Raw genomic sequence first — 15949 nt, 5'->3', positions numbered from 1 at the left:
TAAAAATACGCATTTTGATAGGGATTGAGAAAAAAAATGTAATTTTACGGTATGTCAAAAAAGAGAATATTACTGATTATGTGTTACGCTATTTTTTTCTTCGGAAATAATACCGTGTTAGCACAAGATAAAACCGAAACTAAATTGATACAACCAGCCTATTTAAAAGCAGGAGATACTGTTGCTATTGTAGCGCCTTCTGGTGTTTTACGAAATAGAACAGAAGAAGTTAATCGTGCTAAAAAACTGTTAGAAAGCTGGAGGCTTCATGTGGTTATTGGTAAACATGTTTACAGTCAAGCCGATCATTTTGCAGGAACAGATCAAGAGCGTTGCGAAGATTTTCAGATAGCATTAGATGACCCTAAAATAAAAGCCATTTGGTCTGCACGTGGGGGGTATGGGACAGTTAGGATTTTGGATAAATTAGATTACACCAAATTTTTACAGCATCCTAAATGGGTTATTGGTTATAGTGATATTACAGCATTACACAATCAAATACATAACTTAGGTGTGCAAACGTTGCATGCTATAATGGGGGTGAGCTTACCTGAAAATTTATCAGATATTGAGGCAAGTATTACAACTTTTAAAAATACACTTCTTGGTAAGCCTTTAAGTTACACTTTAAAAGGATCTCCTTTTAATAGAGAAGGAGAGGCTAAAGGGGCTTTGATAGGCGGTAATTTAACCATATTACATACCATGTTAGGCTCAAAAGAAAGCTTGGATACGTCAGGAAAAATATTATTTATTGAAGAAATAGGGGAATATAAATACCATATAGACCGTATGCTACAAAGTTTAAAGCGAGCGGGTTACTTTGATAACTGCAAAGGTGTCGTTGTCGGGGGGATGAGTAGGATGCGAAAAAACACCACACTTTGGGGGACTTCAATAGAACAACTAATTTTAGATGCGTTATCAGAATATGATTTTCCGATAGTCTTTAATATGCCTGCTGGACATGAAAAAGATAACCGAGCGTTACTCTTAGGTCGGGAAGTATCCATAAAAGTAGGAAAGTCAAAATCAACTTTAGTCTTTGACGAATAAATGGCTATTCATAATGAACTTGGTAAGAAAGGAGAGCAACTAGCGGTCGATTTTTTAGTTGAAAATAACTACGTCATTATAGAGCGTAACTACCGTTTTGATAAAGCCGAAGTCGATATTATTGCGCAAAAAGAAGATGTTTTGGCTATAATTGAAGTTAAAACAAGATCAACGACAGGTTTTGGTAATCCTCAAGATTTTGTAAAACCAAAACAGATCCAACGTTTAGTAAAAGCTGTAGATGAGTATGTGACTTCAAATGGATTAGATGTCGAGGTTCGTTTTGATATTATTGCGATTGTAAAACAAAAGAATCAATTTAATATCGAGCATTTAGAAAATGCGTTCTATCATTTTTAGTTATGTACTGACAATTTTGCTGCACATAACATTGGCTTACTTTTTGCTATCTTTATAGTATCAACTTTAAAATTAAAAGAATATGTTTTCAGGACAAATGGGGTATTTTATCCTAATCGGAGCTATAGGTTTAATTAGTTCTTTAGTAAGCGGAAAACTTAAAAGTAAGTTTGCGTTTTACTCTAAAGTACATTTGCGCAACGGAATGACCGGAGCGGAAATTGCAAGAAAAATGTTAGCAGATAATGGGATTAGAGATGTGGAAGTTATTTCTGTAAAAGGACAATTAACAGATCACTACAACCCAACAAATAAAACAGTTAATTTAAGTGAGGTCGTTTATGGACATGCCAATGCAGCTGCCGCAGCAGTAGCAGCTCATGAGGTTGGGCATGCGGTGCAACATGCCACAGCTTATAGTTATTTAACCATGCGTTCTAAATTAGTGCCAGTGGTACAAGTCACTTCAAAAATGTCACAATGGGTTATTATGGGTGGATTGGTCTTAATGGCAAGTCAAGCTATGGGAGCAGCAGGGCAATATGTAGCCATTGCAGGTCTAGTAATGATGGGGTTTGCCACCTTATTTAGTTTTGTAACATTACCGGTAGAGTATGATGCAAGTAATCGTGCATTAGCTTGGTTAAAAGCAAAAAACATGGTGACGCCAGAAGAATATAAAGGCTCTGAAGATGCACTTAAATGGGCAGCCAGAACCTATTTGGTAGCAGCTATTGGTGCATTAGCCTCATTGTTATATTGGGCCATGCAAATTTTAGGAAGACGCGATTAAAAGATAATTAGACAACAACATAATTAAAATTCGGTTTCTTTTTTTACATTTGAATAACCAATTAATACTATTAATATTTTATGGAAAATAATCATGACAATTATCAAGGTACAAGCACACATTTAAGTCTTGTTTCTGATGCAGACAGAACTGCATTTTACAAAAAAACGTATGGCCATGTCGCTGGAGGGGTTTTAGCATTTGTTTTATTTGAATATTTACTATTACAAAGTACTACACTTGTACAGTTTATGTTGTCTATGACACAAGGCTACAAGTGGTTATTACTGTTAGGAGGTTTTATGTTAGTAACAACCTATGCAGAGAGTACAGCAATGAAAACGGCGGATAAAAACAAGCAATATTTAGCCTATGGTATTTACATTTTGGCACAAGCCGTTATTTTTATTCCAATGATTCATGTCGTTACCAATTATATGGAGTCTGGAGGAGAGATACTGCAACAAGCAGGATTAGTAACGCTTGCTTTATTTACAGGATTAACAGCAGTAGTTATGTTGACTAATAAAGATTTTTCGTTTTTAAAAGCAGGATTAACTATCGGGTTTTTTATAGCCTTAGGATTGATCATTGCAGGAACAATCTTTGGTTTTGACCTAGGATTATGGTTTTCTGGAGCTATGTGTTTATTAGCAGCAGGATCAATACTATATCAAACCTCACAAATAAAAGACAAGTATACCACTGAAGATTACATCCCAGCAGCATTAGGTTTATTTGCTTCGTTAATGTTATTATTCTGGTATGTGCTTAGAATCTTTATGTCAAGAGACTAAACGCGATTTGGGCGTTACCTGTTTTAGCTTTTAATAGCTAAAAAAGGTCAGGCTTTCACTACTCGCTCTCTGCGAGGAGCTCAGACAGACCATTCAATCCTTAACGCAAAACACCTCAACATAAAAGATGTTGAGGTGTTTTTTTTTTGATCTATTGAGTTGTTTTATTTAGTTTATTGCTAAACAGAATTAAGAAAAAGAGGCCCTTCTAAAGTTGCTTTTTTATTGATGTTTTTTTGTTACTAAAAAGTATCATTGTCTAGGGATACTAATTTGTTTTTTAAAGCATAGATAACTAGGCCAGCAACATTTTTGGATTCTGTTTTAAGTAGTAGATTATTACGGTGCCCTTCAACAGTTCTAGGGCTTATAAATAGGTTTTCGGCAATGTCACTCGTGGTTTGTTGTTGACAAATAAGCTCTAAAATCTCTATTTCACGTTTAGTAAAGTAATTGGTGTCAAAACTAGACTTTACTTTTTTGTCTGCAGGATTTACAATGCTTTCATGAATGTATTGCATGACCTGTGCGTCGTAGTAAAAACCTTTAGCTGCCACTTCTTCTATGGTTTTAATCATTAAGGCGGGTGTGCTGTTTTTTGCTAAATAAGCGACGGCACCTATAGAAATCATATTTAAAATAAAGGGTTTACTAAAATAGCTAGTCAACGCAATAACTTTAATATCGGGAAACTCTTTTTTAATAAGTTTAGTTACTTCAATACCATTAAGTTCGGGCATTTTAAGGTCGGTAATTACTATTTCAGGCAAAGTTTTAGGGGTTCTTAATTCTTGTATTAAGTACTCTCCATTTTCAACATCAAAAAGGACATCTATAGCTTCATTAGTTTCTAAAATAGCTTTTAGACCTTGTCTAAATAAAAGTTCGTCATCTGCTAATGCAATTTTTATTTTATCTTTCATAACTACAACGTATAATAAATTGACTTCCGTTATTGGGTGTGCTTTCTATTTTTAGTGTTCCTTTTAAAATCTTAACTCTACTTTTTATATTTTGAAGGCCTATCCCTGATTTCTCGTGTACTTTTTTAACATCAAACCCTTGTCCATTGTCTTGATAACGTATTACAAAATCGGTCTCATTTTGTTCCATGTAAACCACTAACTCGTTAGCCTTACCATGTCTAATAGAGTTGTTAATCAGTTCTTGAACGATCCTAAAGACATGTAGTTGATCGTTTTTTGATAGTCTAGTTAGTGCTTCAACGTTATCTTCAATCTCTATTTTAGTGTGTTTAGAAAAGTCTTCAAATAATTCTTGTAAGGCAGCTTTAAGACCAAATTCATTTAAAATAGGAGGTAATAAATCGTGTGCAATTTTACGTGCGCTTTCTAAAGTTCCCGTAGTAATATTTAATATTTGTTCTAAAGCTATTGTCTGTTTTTCGCTAATGGTTTGATCTATTAGTAAAACATTAGTGGTTAAACTTATAATGTTTAATTTAGAGCTGATAGCATCGTGTAAATCTTGAGCAATACGTTTGCGTTCTCTCTCTTGAATAGCGATGGAGGTTTGTAATATTTTTTGCTGATTTTCAAGTTTTAACGCAGCTTTTTCAAGCTCTTTTTGAATAATTTTTCGTCTTGAATAATGAAAAAATAAAATCAGTCCAGTCGTAAGTAATACTAAAAAAATAAGTCCATAGACTAAAGCTACTATTACTTGTTCTTGTCCATCGATAATGTTTTCGTCCATTCTATAAAAATTAATATTAAATATATTAGATACAATATTTTATTAACTAACCAAATTTTCTTAATCGTAGTGTTGTTATATTCAGATAAATAATCTCCTAGAATAAATATTAAAGTACTAGTCGTTAGATAAATTAGGATGCCCGCATTTATATAAATATACGCCCCTTTTTTACTTATTGAATTATAGAGATGAATGATAGAATATATGACAATAGGAAAAGACGTTATAAATATTTCAAAAACGAAAAATTTAAAGAAAAGTTTAGGAGTATTCGCGTATTGTAACGATAGAGTAAATAAAACAAGCGCTAAAATAGTATTCACTATCTTTTTTTGATTCGTATTTAGTAATTCTCGGTAAAATAAGGATAATAGAATAAATTGTCCAATAAAATAAAAGTGTGATAAGTAAAGATTGTCTTTTGTAAAATACGATAACGTAGATGTTATTACCACAATAATTAAAGAAGTCCCTAAATAAAAGCTAAAATATTTAAAAGCCATACTCTTTTTTGAAGTATAGCTTTTAAAAAACAACAAAGCATTAATTAGAAGTATAATTATACCTAAGTATTCAAAAAGGGAACTAATTAATTTCATTAAATTTTATAGGTTGTGTAAAGGACTATTTAAATCACAATCACTTGGACAAGGTGAGGTAAAATCAAAAATTCCGCTTCCATTTAATTTGTCTACAGCTGCATTTACATCGCAGTTGTCACAACCAGAAGGTTTTTCGTCTTCTATAATATCGCGATGAATATCTTTACAGTCTACTTTAGTCCCAACAAGTAGCAATTTTTCTCCATAACCGTTTTCGATCTCTTGATCAATTGCCATATAAGCGCGAACACCGCTAGATTCAACATTTTGAAGACTGTAGTTACCATCGTCTTGTTTTACTAAAACGTTCATTTCTAAAAGGGCTTCTATTAAATCTATTGCAGGCATTAAAAAAGCATTGCAATGGTACTTGTTTTCAGTTTGCCATTTTTTTGCCCAAGTTTTTGCGTTTTCTAGTGTTACTTCATTTTTACTCATGGTTTTTTATATTTTGGTTTGAATTAATACATAAAACTAGTCATACTAATTCACATAAAAAACAGTATTGTAAAAAACAGGTGTTTTTACTTGGTTTTAATACTCCGTGATTATACGCTTATGTAAAATGATTGGTAGGTATAGCTTTGGGATTGTTATTATACCTATTTTTATAGTAGAACTTATTTTTAATTAATTATTAACGTTTAAAATTTTATTTTTATGGCATCAGAGAGCCCTCTTTTAGGATCAATAAGTATGTTCGCAGGAAATTTTGCCCCAAGAGGGTGGGAGTTTTGCAACGGACAATTAGTACAAATTTCACAAAACACAGCTTTATATTCTCTTCTAGGCACCATTTACGGTGGTGATGGAAGAACTACTTTTGCATTACCAGATTTAAGAGGTAGAGCTCCAATTCACTCTGGTGGCGGTTCGGGAGGTAGCGCAGGTCCGGGACTTACTCCTAGGCCTATAGGTCAAAAACAAGGAGACGAATATCATACCTTAACTACGGATGAAATGCCTAGTCACAACCATCTTGCTCAAGGAGAAATAAAGGTCAGTTCTGGTAATGCTACTTTAGGACAAGCAACTAGTAACTCCTCAATTGCAACTCCAGGAAAAACTTCTGGTAGAAGTTTTGATGGATCATTAGGTTTTAATGAAGCCACGCCTGATATTACCTTAAACTCTAATTCAAATTCTGTACAAACACAAAATAGTGGTGGAAATCAACCGCACAAAAACATGCAACCATATTTAGCGGTTAATTTTATTATCGCTGTAGTAGGGATATTTCCTTCAAGAAGCTAATATTAAAAACAATGCTCTATCAATCTTTCTATAGAGCATTGTTTATTTTACAAACCAATTAGGCGTATTTGTTATTGAATAGTGTAGCTTGTATTTGTTTTTTTTTAAAGCATATAATGATTTAACACAATACGGATTGGTTATCAATGCTTCCCCGTCATTGATAAAAACATCTTCAAACACTTTTATTTTTGTGTAAATGCAAATATCTGGAGTGGTTTCAAAGTCTTGATTAAAAAAGAACCAATCAGATTCAAAACTAAATTTAGTTTTCAAAGACTTTATATTTTTATTGATTGAAAATAAAACGTCTTTTTCTTCTAAGTTGATATAGTCTTTATAGTTTGTATTTGACTTAAATGCTTTTTCTTTAACATGAAATGATTTTCTAGAACTTATTTCTATGTCTTCTGGAACTAAAATTCCTTTTTCACATAGTTGCATTACTAAATTTTGAGTTATTGAAACTTGTGGTTCTTTTGTAAGTCCTTTATCCATTGTTTCTGTAATAGCAACATGCATATGCGCTCCTTCTTTAAATTTAAAGGTTGTTGCATCTTCGATTAAGTACGCTTTTACATAATCTTTATAACCTAAATGATTAATTATTTGTTTTAAATTTAAAATAGACCCTTCATGAATATCTATAAATGTAATGGCGATATCATTACTAGTAAATAAAGGTAATAATGGAACTAGTAATGTGCCTAATGGCCCCGTCCCTGCATAAACGATTTCAATTTTTTTGTTTTTGAAAATTTGTATTGCCTTTTGTATTGCTTTGTATGTTCCTTTAATAAAACGAGCAGTTCTTACATAGTCTTCTAAACAGTCTTTAGCATGTGTGGGAGATAACGCTAGGCCGCCACTTACCTCAGTACCGGTGACAATTAAATCCTCAAATAAGAAGACTTCTAAAATTTTTGAATAAAAATTTGATAATAAATTAACAGCCTTAATTTCTTCTTTTTCTGTTTGTGAATGAATTAACAGTTTAGTTATTTCTTTTAAGTGCAATTCAGAGAACATAATGCTTTTTATGATGTTTAAAATGTAAAATAATTAAAATAAAACAAATTATTTAGAAAATACGTCTTAATAATTAGTGTTTCTCAAATAGCATCGCGTGTATAAATATTTGTTAATTGAGGGTGTATAAATAGTTATTTATCCTTTACGTATAAATAGTTGTTTATCCTATACGTATAAATACGTGTTTTTTTAATGTGTATAAGTACTTGTTTTTTAAAACATTATAGTAGTGATTGATGTTAAGTTACAAAAAAAAAATATATTTGTAACTGAACTGTAAATGCAAAAAAATAATGAAACAAAAAACTACTCAATGTTTACCCTTTAAATACTTACAATTTTTTGTAGTATTTCTTTTTTTAAGCTTTCTGAGCTTAAAAGCTTCGGCCCAAACGACAGAGGTATTCGAAGATGAAACCGGTGGCTCTACATCATTTACTGATAATGGACAAACTTTTAATATATCGAGTGAAGATCCCTTAGAGTTATTCAATATTTTTCAAAACGGAACCAATGATAATGGTGCTAACGATTCAGGTATAGGCTTTGGATGGGGAGGAAGTGCTCCAGATAATCAATTTATAGATAATGGCGGAGTCGCTAATAATAACGGAGAAAATAATGGAAGTACCTTTACTATAAGGACTAATGATGGAACAGATATTACTGTTAAGAATTTTTATCTTTTTATTTCAACTACAGCAGAATTACCTGCTACTACAACACTTACTATAATTGGTAAGAAAGATGGCTCAACGGTTTATACTATTGTAAAAAATAGTGGATTTTCCAATGTATTTACATTAGACCCTAACAATGGCTTTACTTTTATTGACTTTTCAAGCGAAGGAGGTTCAAATAACGCTAACACGAGCGTAGATGAAATAGTAATTTCCAGCACTGGTAATGCAGATTATTTAGCTTTGGATGCTTTTACATGGGAGGCAGCTCCTACCTGTACAGCGCCAGATATACCAATAGCTGCATCGGCACCTGGAATAATATGTGATGGAAAATCTGCTCTTGTATCTATTTCTGGAAATAAAAATGATGCAACGCAATGGTCTGTTTATACAGGCTCATGCGGAGGGACTTTAGTAGCGACAACAACTGGATCAGCTGTTATTGTAACACCTACGCCACCAAGTACAACCTATTATATTAGAGGTGAAGGTGGTTGCGTAACTCCTGGGGCTTGCGGAACCATAACTATAAATACAACAGCTAGAGAGGATGCTTCTTTTAATTATGATGCATCGGCTTATTGTGTTGATGGTACTGATCCAACACCTACTATTACCGGAGTTTCTGGAGGTTATTTTTCATCTTCAGGGGGATTGTCTATAAACTCTAATACTGGTACTATTGATGTTTCAGCTTCAACACCTAACACCTATACTGTTGAGTATAATTCGCCTGGTTTGTGTGATGGTACAGAAGCCGTTAGTGTTACGATTAATGGTTTAGATGATGCCAGTTTTAGCTACAGCGCGGCATCGTATTGTACTGATGCTAGTGATCCAACACCAACTATTACAGGTGTAACTGGTGGAACATTTAGTTCTACAGTTGGTATTAGTATTAATGCAAGTACAGGAGAAATTGATGTGTCTGCTACAGTGCCAAACACCTATACTATTATGTATACAACTGCAGGAAGTTGCCCAAATAGTTCAAGTGTAAGTGTAACTATTAATGCTTTACCAACAGTAGCCTTTACGGCACCAGCAGATTTATGTATTGATGCAGGTATTCAATCTGGTCTAGGGAGCGGAACGGCAACAGGAGGAGTATATTCTGGAGCAGGAGTTACCGATGATGGTAACGGCATGACGTATTCTTTTGACCCAGCAACAGCAGGTGTTGGATCACATACAATTACTTACACCTTTACAAACGCTAATGGTTGCACAAACGCAGCTTCTGACGCTATAGAAGTATTCGCGATACCAACAGTGACCTTTACGGCACCTGCAGATTTATGTATTGATGCTGGTGAACAAACTGGTTTAGGTGGAGGAACGGCAACAGGAGGAGTATATTCTGGAGCCGGAGTTACAGACGATGGTAACGGAATGACGTATTCTTTTGACCCGGCAGCAGCTGGTGTTGGAACACAGACTATTACTTACACATTTACAAACGCTAATGGTTGTACCAATGCTACTAGTGACGCTATAGAAGTATTCGCGATACCAACAGTAACCTTTACGGCACCTGCAGATTTATGTATTGATGCTGGTGAACAAACTGGTTTAGGTGGAGGAACGGCAACAGGAGGAGTATATTCTGGAGCAGGAGTTACAGATGATGGTAACGGAATGACATATTCTTTTGATCCTGCAGTAGCAGGTGTTGGAACACATACTATTACTTACACCTCTACAAACGCCAATGGTTGCGCAAACGCAGCTTCTGATGCTATAGAAGTATTCGCGATACCAACAGTAACCTTTACGGCACCAGCAGATTTATGTATTGATGCTGGTGTGCAAGCTGGTTTAGGTGGTGGAACCGCTACTGGTGGTGTATATTCTGGAGCAGGAGTTACAGATGATGGTAACGGAATGTCGTATTCTTTTGATCCTGCGGTAGCAGGTATTGGAACACATACTATTACTTACACTTATACAAGCGCTAATGGTTGCACAAACGCAGCTTCTGACGCTATAGAAGTATTCGCTTTACCAACAGTAACCTTTACAGCACCTTCAGATTTATGTATTGATGCTGGTGTGCAAGCTGGTTTAGGTGGAGGAACTGCTACTGGTGGTGTGTATTCTGGAGCAGGAGTTACCGATGATGGTAACGGCATGACGTATTCTTTTGACCCAGCAGGAGCTGGTGTTGGAACACATACAATTACTTACACTTATACAAACGCTAATGGTTGCACAAACGGAGCTTCTGACGCTATAGAAGTATTCGCTTTACCAACAGTAACCTTTACGGCACCAGTAGATTTATGTATTGATGCAGGTGAACAAACTGGTTTAGGTGGAGGAACCGCTACTGGTGGTGTGTATTCTGGAGCAGGAGTTACGGACGATGGTAATGGCATGACGTATTCTTTTGACCCAGCAGCAGCTGGTGTTGGAACACATACAATTAGTTACGCCTTTACAAACGCTAATGGTTGTACAAACGCAGCTTCTGACACTATAGAAGTATTCTCTTTACCAACAGTAACCTTTACGGCACCAGTAGATTTATGTATTGATGCAGGTGTGCAAGCTGGTTTAGGTGGAGGAACCGCTACTGGCGGTGTGTATTCTGGAGTAGGAGTTACAGACGATGGTGACGGAATGACGTATTCTTTTGACCCAGCAGGAGCTGGTGTTGGAACACATACTATTACTTATACCTATACAAATGCTAATGGCTGCACGAATTCTGCTAGTGATACTGTAGAGGTATTAAGTGTAGACAATACAATCACTCAGGTAGGTGTTGTGTTAACAGCGAATGAAGCTGGAGCAACATATCAATGGTATCAATGTCCTAGTACTTTGTTGACAGGAGAGACCGCGCAAGATTTTACACCTTTAACAAATGGTGATTATAAAGTGGTTGTTACTTCTGGAGGGTGTGTTGTTGAATCACTTTGTGTTACAATATCTACATTAGGTATAGATACGTTTGAAAATGAAGTTAAATTTTCTATGTATCCAAACCCTAGTAGTAACAATGTTAGTTTTAAGTCTGCTATTAGTGGTGACTTTGAAATTGTTAATTTATTAGGTCAGACCGTCAAGGCATTTAAAATAAAGGCTAATATAGTAACGGATTTATATATTGGGGATTTAAGTGAAGGTATGTATCTTGTTAAAGCTACAGATCGTTCAAATATAATTTCTAAAAAATTAATTATAAAAAAGTAAATTCAAAATACTTTTTTCATAAAAAAGCGGGGATTCTTTATAGAATTCCCGCTTTTACTTTTTAATATATAGTTGTTTATTGTGTTGGTTTATAGTTTTTTTGAGAAAGATGGGTGGCCATAAATGTTTACTAAATACATAGGGAACACATAGAATTACTTAGAAAGACCTCTAGTATCTATTTTTAAATTTTAATCTGACGTTCAATTTGCTGATCTAGTGAAATGAAAGTTTCTGTTCTTGAAACACCAGCAATAGATTGAATATCATTATTTAGTAAGTGCATTAAATGCTCGTTATCCTTGCATAGTATTTTGATAAGGATACTCCAATTTCCTGTAGTGTAATGACATTCTAGAACTTCAGGTATTTTTTTTAAGTGTTTTACAGCTTCTGGGTTACTCATAGCTTTGTCCAAATAAATACCAACAAATGCCATAGTTGTATAGCCTAATACTTTTGGGTTTATAACAAATTTAGATCCTGCAATAAGTTTTGACTTTTCTAATTTACGTAACCGTTGGTGTATGGCAGCGCCTGAGATACCAACTTGTCGTGCAATTTCTAAAACAGGTGTACGGGCATCTTGCATTAAAGCACGAAGTATCTTTTTGTCGATACCGTCTATAGTAATGTTATTGTTTGTGGTTTTCAAAGTTGTTTAAGTTTCAGTTTAAAAGATAAATTTAAGTAAACTATTTTAAACTGAAACTAAAACTTTGATTTTTGCATGTCCTTTGGTTGGATGCGTTAAGGATAGAAGTGGCATCCTTTTTTGCCATTAGAAGCAAAAAAGATATAACGGATAGCCTGACCTAAATAAAACTTACAAGGGGTTTGGAACCTTGTAAGTTTTGTGTGGTAACGCCCAAAAATTAAACATTTAAAGGGTTGTAGCCTAAATAAGGGACTTCGGTTTCTTTAAATGTAATGCCGTAGTCTTCAAGTTCTTTTAATATTGGTGTGTATACTTCTTTTGAAATCGGAATTTGTACACCTGGTGTTGTAATCTTACCGTTTAATATGGCTAAAGTTGCCATGGCTACAGGTAGCCCAACGGTTTTTGCCATTGCGGTATACGTTTGGTCTTCTCCAAGGGTAACCATAGTAGCATCAATTTGATATTGTTTACCATTTAACTCATATCCAAACTTATGGTACATTACAATCATGTCTTTATCTTCAGGGTCTAAGGTCCAACTGTCCAATAGTATTTTTTGTAAAATTTGAGCAGGTGTTGCTTTGTCTAATGCGACCATTTTTGTTTTACTAAAAATATCTAATTCTAAAAACTTGTCCCAAATAATATCATCTTGATCTATTTTTAAAGCGTGTCTAAATTTAAGCTCTACAGAGTCCGTTGGGCTGTATGGTAAAAAGGCATTTACAAAATCACGGTAACTCATGTTTTTGCTATCATCTATGGTGTAACTGTCGTCTGTCATCCCTAAGGCTACAAAAACTTGCCATGCTCTAGAAAAACCAACGCGACGCATGGTTCCTCTGTATAATGTTTTGACATTATTTAGATCGTAAACACTTTGGTATTTTAAAGAGTCACGGTTGGCGTAGGCTTCAAAACGTCCAAAACCATCGACGTCTAAAAACTCGGTACGTCTAAATAAACGGTTGTATGGGATGTATTTGTATGTGTTTTCTTGAAGAAATTTAGCAGCACCACCTTGTCCTGCCGTAACTACGTTTCTAGGATTCCAAGTAAATTTATAATTCCATAAATTGTTATCGCTTTCTGGTGCTACTAGACCTCCTGTAAAGGATTCGAATAGGATTATTTTACCACCTTTTTCGCGTATGCCATCAATAACTTGCATAGCACTCATGTGGTCCAATCCTGGATCTACACCAATCTCATTCATAAAGACTAAGCCTTTATCTTTTGCAGCTTGGTCAAGTGCTTGCATCTCGTCACTAACATAAGACGCGGTAACCATGCTTTTTCCAAAAGTAGCGCAGTCTTTTGCAACTTCTATATGGAAACGTGCCGGTAACATAGAGATAACGATATCGGCGTTTTTAACTGCTGTTTCTCTAGAATTGGCATCAAAGACATCTAAAGTGATTGCTGAAGCGTTGGCATGAGTGCCAATCATTTTTTTAGCACTTTCTATGTTTAAATCACCAACGGTAATTTGTAAATTTTCTGTGGTTGATTTATCTAATAAATATTTAATTAAATATGAAGTGGATTTTCCTGAACCTATGACTAAAATCTTTCGCATAATGAGATTTGTTGAGTATTTTTGAATTACGAATGTAGAAAATTTATACGGGGTTAATTGCGAATTATATAATTTATTATGAATAAGAAAATGTTAATGTTAGGAACCATCCTTGGATTGTTGAGTGTAATTTTAGGTGCGTTTGGCGCACATGGCTTGAAGGATTTGGTATCCCCAGAGTCTATTGTAAGTTATGAAACAGGGGTGAAGTATCAAATGTATCATGCTTTTTTGCTTTTGATTGTAGGTGGTCAAGGTTTTGTTAGTCAGAAGGGTAAAACTGTTATGTTTTATTTAATATTGGTTGGAACTATTCTTTTTTCAGGTTCCATTTATGGATTGGCAACAAATAACTTGTCCGCTTTTGATTTTAAATCAATTGCATTCGTAACTCCTCTCGGAGGCTTGTTTTTAATAGTGTCATGGGGTGTTATGTTGACAAATATTTTAAAGCAAAAACATAATAATTAAGTTTTATTTGACGTTTATCTGTTATTAATTTTAACTTTGCAACTCAAACAACACATACACAACATATACAAATTATGGTAAACCATACCCAATTTACGAAAACGATTTCGTTGGAACAATACGGAATCAAAAATGCCCAAGTAAAATACCAATTGTCACCAGAGGAGTTACAGGCTAGTGTCTTAGAAAAAGGACAAGGTAAAGTAGCGTCTTCAGGAGCCATTGCGGTAAATACTGGCGAGTTTACAGGACGTTCTCCAAAGGATCGTTTTATTGTAAAAGATAGTGTTACGGAAGATAAAGTTTGGTGGGGAGATATTAATATCCCTTTTGATTCTGATAAGTTTCAAAAACTTTATGATAAGGTAACAGATTACTTATCTAATAAAGAAGTTTTTGTTAGAGACAGTTACGCTTGTGCTGATGAAGACTACAAATTAAACATTCGTGTGATTAATGAGTATCCATGGAGTAACATGTTTGCTTATAACATGTTTTTAAGACCAACAGAAGAAGAGCTTAAAGGGTTTGATCCAGAATGGACCGTTGTTAACGCACCAGGTTTTATGGCAGACCCTGCAGTTGATGGAACGCGTCAACATAATTTTGCGATTTTAGACTTTACTAGAAAAATAGCTTTAATTGGTGGAACTGGTTATACTGGTGAAATTAAAAAAGGAATCTTTTCTGCGCTTAACTTTATCTTACCGGTATATAAAAATACGTTACCAATGCACTGTAGTGCTAATGTTGGTAAAGATGGAGATACAGCTATTTTCTTTGGATTATCTGGAACAGGAAAAACAACGTTATCTACAGATCCTGACAGAAGTTTAATCGGAGATGATGAGCATGGTTGGACTGCAGAAAATACTGTTTTTAACTTTGAAGGAGGATGTTACGCTAAAGTAATTAACTTATCAGGAGAACAAGAACCAGAAATTTTTGGAGCAATCAAGAAGGGGGCTATCCTTGAAAATGTTATCATGAATGACAAAGGGGAAGTCGATTTTGAAGATACGTCTATTACACAAAACACACGTGTAAGTTACCCAATAAACCATATTGAAAATATTAGAGTACCATCTACAGGAGAAAATCCTAAGAATATTTTCTTTTTAACTGCAGATGCTTTTGGAGTATTACCTCCAATCTCTAAATTAACACCTGCGCAGGCAGCATTTCACTTTATATCTGGTTATACTGCAAAGGTAGCAGGTACGGAAGCTGGAATTACTGAACCTGTACCAAGTTTTTCAGCTTGTTTCGGAGCGCCTTTTATGCCTTTACATCCAACAAAATATGCTGAGATGTTAAGCAAGAAAATGAAGGATGCAAACGTAAACGTTTGGTTGATTAATACAGGTTGGACCGGAGGGTCTTACGGTGTAGGAAGCAGAATTAAATTAAAGTATACTAGAGCTATGATTAGCGCAGTACTTAATGGAGATTTAGGACTGTATAATTATAAAGATTACCATATCCACTCTGTGTTTGGTGTAGCGCAACCTAGAAGTTGTCCAGGTGTACCAGATGAGGTGTTAAGCCCAAGATCTACTTGGAGTGATAGTAAAGAATATTACAAGACAGCTTTTAAACTAGCTAATGCTTTTAGAGTAAACTTTGAACAGTTTGAATCTTATGCAAGCGAAGAAATAAGACGTGGTGGACCACAACGTTACGCTGAATAATAATAGATAAAGGGTTAATACAAAAGCGCCAATTGAAAATTTCAATTGGC

At 34.7% G+C, this 15949-nt stretch carries 14 protein-coding genes; 8 read left to right on the top strand and 6 right to left on the bottom strand.

What is annotated here, in order from left to right; genetic code table 11:
• Nucleotides 1-51 precede the first annotated feature (51 nt).
• The 4 genes from H0I26_RS01495 (at nt 52) to H0I26_RS01480 (ending at nt 3009) form a co-directional block, all read left to right on the top strand.
• Nucleotides 52-1059, top strand: coding sequence for an LD-carboxypeptidase (locus tag H0I26_RS01495; RefSeq protein WP_218700709.1), 1008 nt, complete (start codon nt 52-54; stop codon nt 1057-1059).
• Nucleotides 1060-1419, top strand: coding sequence for a YraN family protein (locus tag H0I26_RS01490; protein WP_218700708.1), 360 nt, complete (start codon nt 1060-1062; stop codon nt 1417-1419). It abuts the gene before it with no gap.
• A gap of 82 nt (nt 1420-1501) precedes the next feature.
• Nucleotides 1502-2212: a zinc metallopeptidase gene (locus H0I26_RS01485; protein ID WP_232782547.1), complete on the top strand. Its 711-nt coding sequence runs from the start codon at nt 1502-1504 to the stop codon at nt 2210-2212.
• 80 nt (nt 2213-2292) lie between these two features.
• Nucleotides 2293-3009 carry a Bax inhibitor-1 family protein gene (locus tag H0I26_RS01480; RefSeq protein ID WP_218700707.1) on the top strand — a complete coding sequence of 239 codons (717 nt, stop codon included), beginning with the start codon at nt 2293-2295 and terminating at the stop codon, nt 3007-3009.
• A 242-nt stretch (nt 3010-3251) separates the two neighbouring features.
• On the opposite strand, the gene H0I26_RS01475 is transcribed toward H0I26_RS01480, so the two are convergent.
• The 3 genes from H0I26_RS01475 to H0I26_RS01465 all read right to left on the bottom strand — a co-directional run bounded on the left by H0I26_RS01475 (nt 3252) and on the right by H0I26_RS01465 (nt 5768).
• Nucleotides 3252-3932 (bottom strand): response regulator transcription factor, encoded by a 681-nt coding sequence (locus H0I26_RS01475; RefSeq protein ID WP_218700706.1) that lies wholly within the window; start codon nt 3930-3932, stop codon nt 3252-3254.
• Nucleotides 3922-4725: a sensor histidine kinase gene (locus tag H0I26_RS01470; protein ID WP_256935230.1), complete on the bottom strand. Its 804-nt coding sequence runs from the start codon at nt 4723-4725 to the stop codon at nt 3922-3924. Before H0I26_RS01470 ends, H0I26_RS01475 begins: the two co-directional genes overlap by 11 nt.
• A gap of 608 nt (nt 4726-5333) precedes the next feature.
• Complete coding sequence (locus H0I26_RS01465; protein ID WP_218700705.1) at nt 5334-5768, bottom strand: hypothetical protein; 435 nt, start codon at nt 5766-5768, stop codon at nt 5334-5336.
• Between the two features lie 222 nt (nt 5769-5990).
• Here H0I26_RS01465 and H0I26_RS01460 point away from each other — a divergent pair, with 222 nt between their 5' ends.
• On the top strand, nt 5991-6584 hold the full coding sequence (locus H0I26_RS01460) for a phage tail protein (RefSeq protein WP_218700704.1): 594 nt from the start codon (nt 5991-5993) through the stop codon (nt 6582-6584).
• Between the two features lie 42 nt (nt 6585-6626).
• On the opposite strand, the gene H0I26_RS01455 is transcribed toward H0I26_RS01460, so the two are convergent.
• Nucleotides 6627-7613, bottom strand: coding sequence for a hypothetical protein (locus H0I26_RS01455; protein ID WP_218700703.1), 987 nt, complete (start codon nt 7611-7613; stop codon nt 6627-6629).
• A 296-nt stretch (nt 7614-7909) separates the two neighbouring features.
• Here H0I26_RS01455 and H0I26_RS01450 point away from each other — a divergent pair, with 296 nt between their 5' ends.
• Nucleotides 7910-11497: a T9SS type A sorting domain-containing protein gene (locus H0I26_RS01450; RefSeq protein WP_218700702.1), complete on the top strand. Its 3588-nt coding sequence runs from the start codon at nt 7910-7912 to the stop codon at nt 11495-11497.
• Between the two features lie 184 nt (nt 11498-11681).
• Here the strand turns inward: H0I26_RS01450 and H0I26_RS01445 are convergent, their stop codons facing one another.
• Together H0I26_RS01445 and H0I26_RS01440 are read right to left on the bottom strand one after the other, a co-directional pair.
• The gene (locus H0I26_RS01445; protein WP_101015499.1) at nt 11682-12152 is read right to left on the bottom strand and encodes an Lrp/AsnC family transcriptional regulator; all 471 of its coding nucleotides are present in this window, start codon (nt 12150-12152) and stop codon (nt 11682-11684) included.
• Nucleotides 12153-12372: 220 nt separating this feature from the next.
• Nucleotides 12373-13737: a saccharopine dehydrogenase family protein gene (locus H0I26_RS01440; protein WP_218700701.1), complete on the bottom strand. Its 1365-nt coding sequence runs from the start codon at nt 13735-13737 to the stop codon at nt 12373-12375.
• Between the two features lie 78 nt (nt 13738-13815).
• Here H0I26_RS01440 and H0I26_RS01435 point away from each other — a divergent pair, with 78 nt between their 5' ends.
• Together H0I26_RS01435 and pckA are read left to right on the top strand one after the other, a co-directional pair.
• On the top strand, nt 13816-14208 hold the full coding sequence (locus tag H0I26_RS01435; RefSeq protein ID WP_101015497.1) for a DUF423 domain-containing protein: 393 nt from the start codon (nt 13816-13818) through the stop codon (nt 14206-14208).
• A 74-nt stretch (nt 14209-14282) separates the two neighbouring features.
• Nucleotides 14283-15899: a phosphoenolpyruvate carboxykinase (ATP) gene (gene pckA, locus H0I26_RS01430; protein ID WP_101015496.1), complete on the top strand. Its 1617-nt coding sequence runs from the start codon at nt 14283-14285 to the stop codon at nt 15897-15899.
• The last annotated feature ends 50 nt before the right edge of the window (nt 15900-15949 follow it).

The sequence above is a fragment of the Olleya sp. HaHaR_3_96 genome, assembly GCF_019278545.1.
In the GTDB taxonomy this organism is placed as follows: domain Bacteria; phylum Bacteroidota; class Bacteroidia; order Flavobacteriales; family Flavobacteriaceae; genus Olleya.
This window is presented reverse-complemented; position numbering and strand designations above follow the sequence as displayed.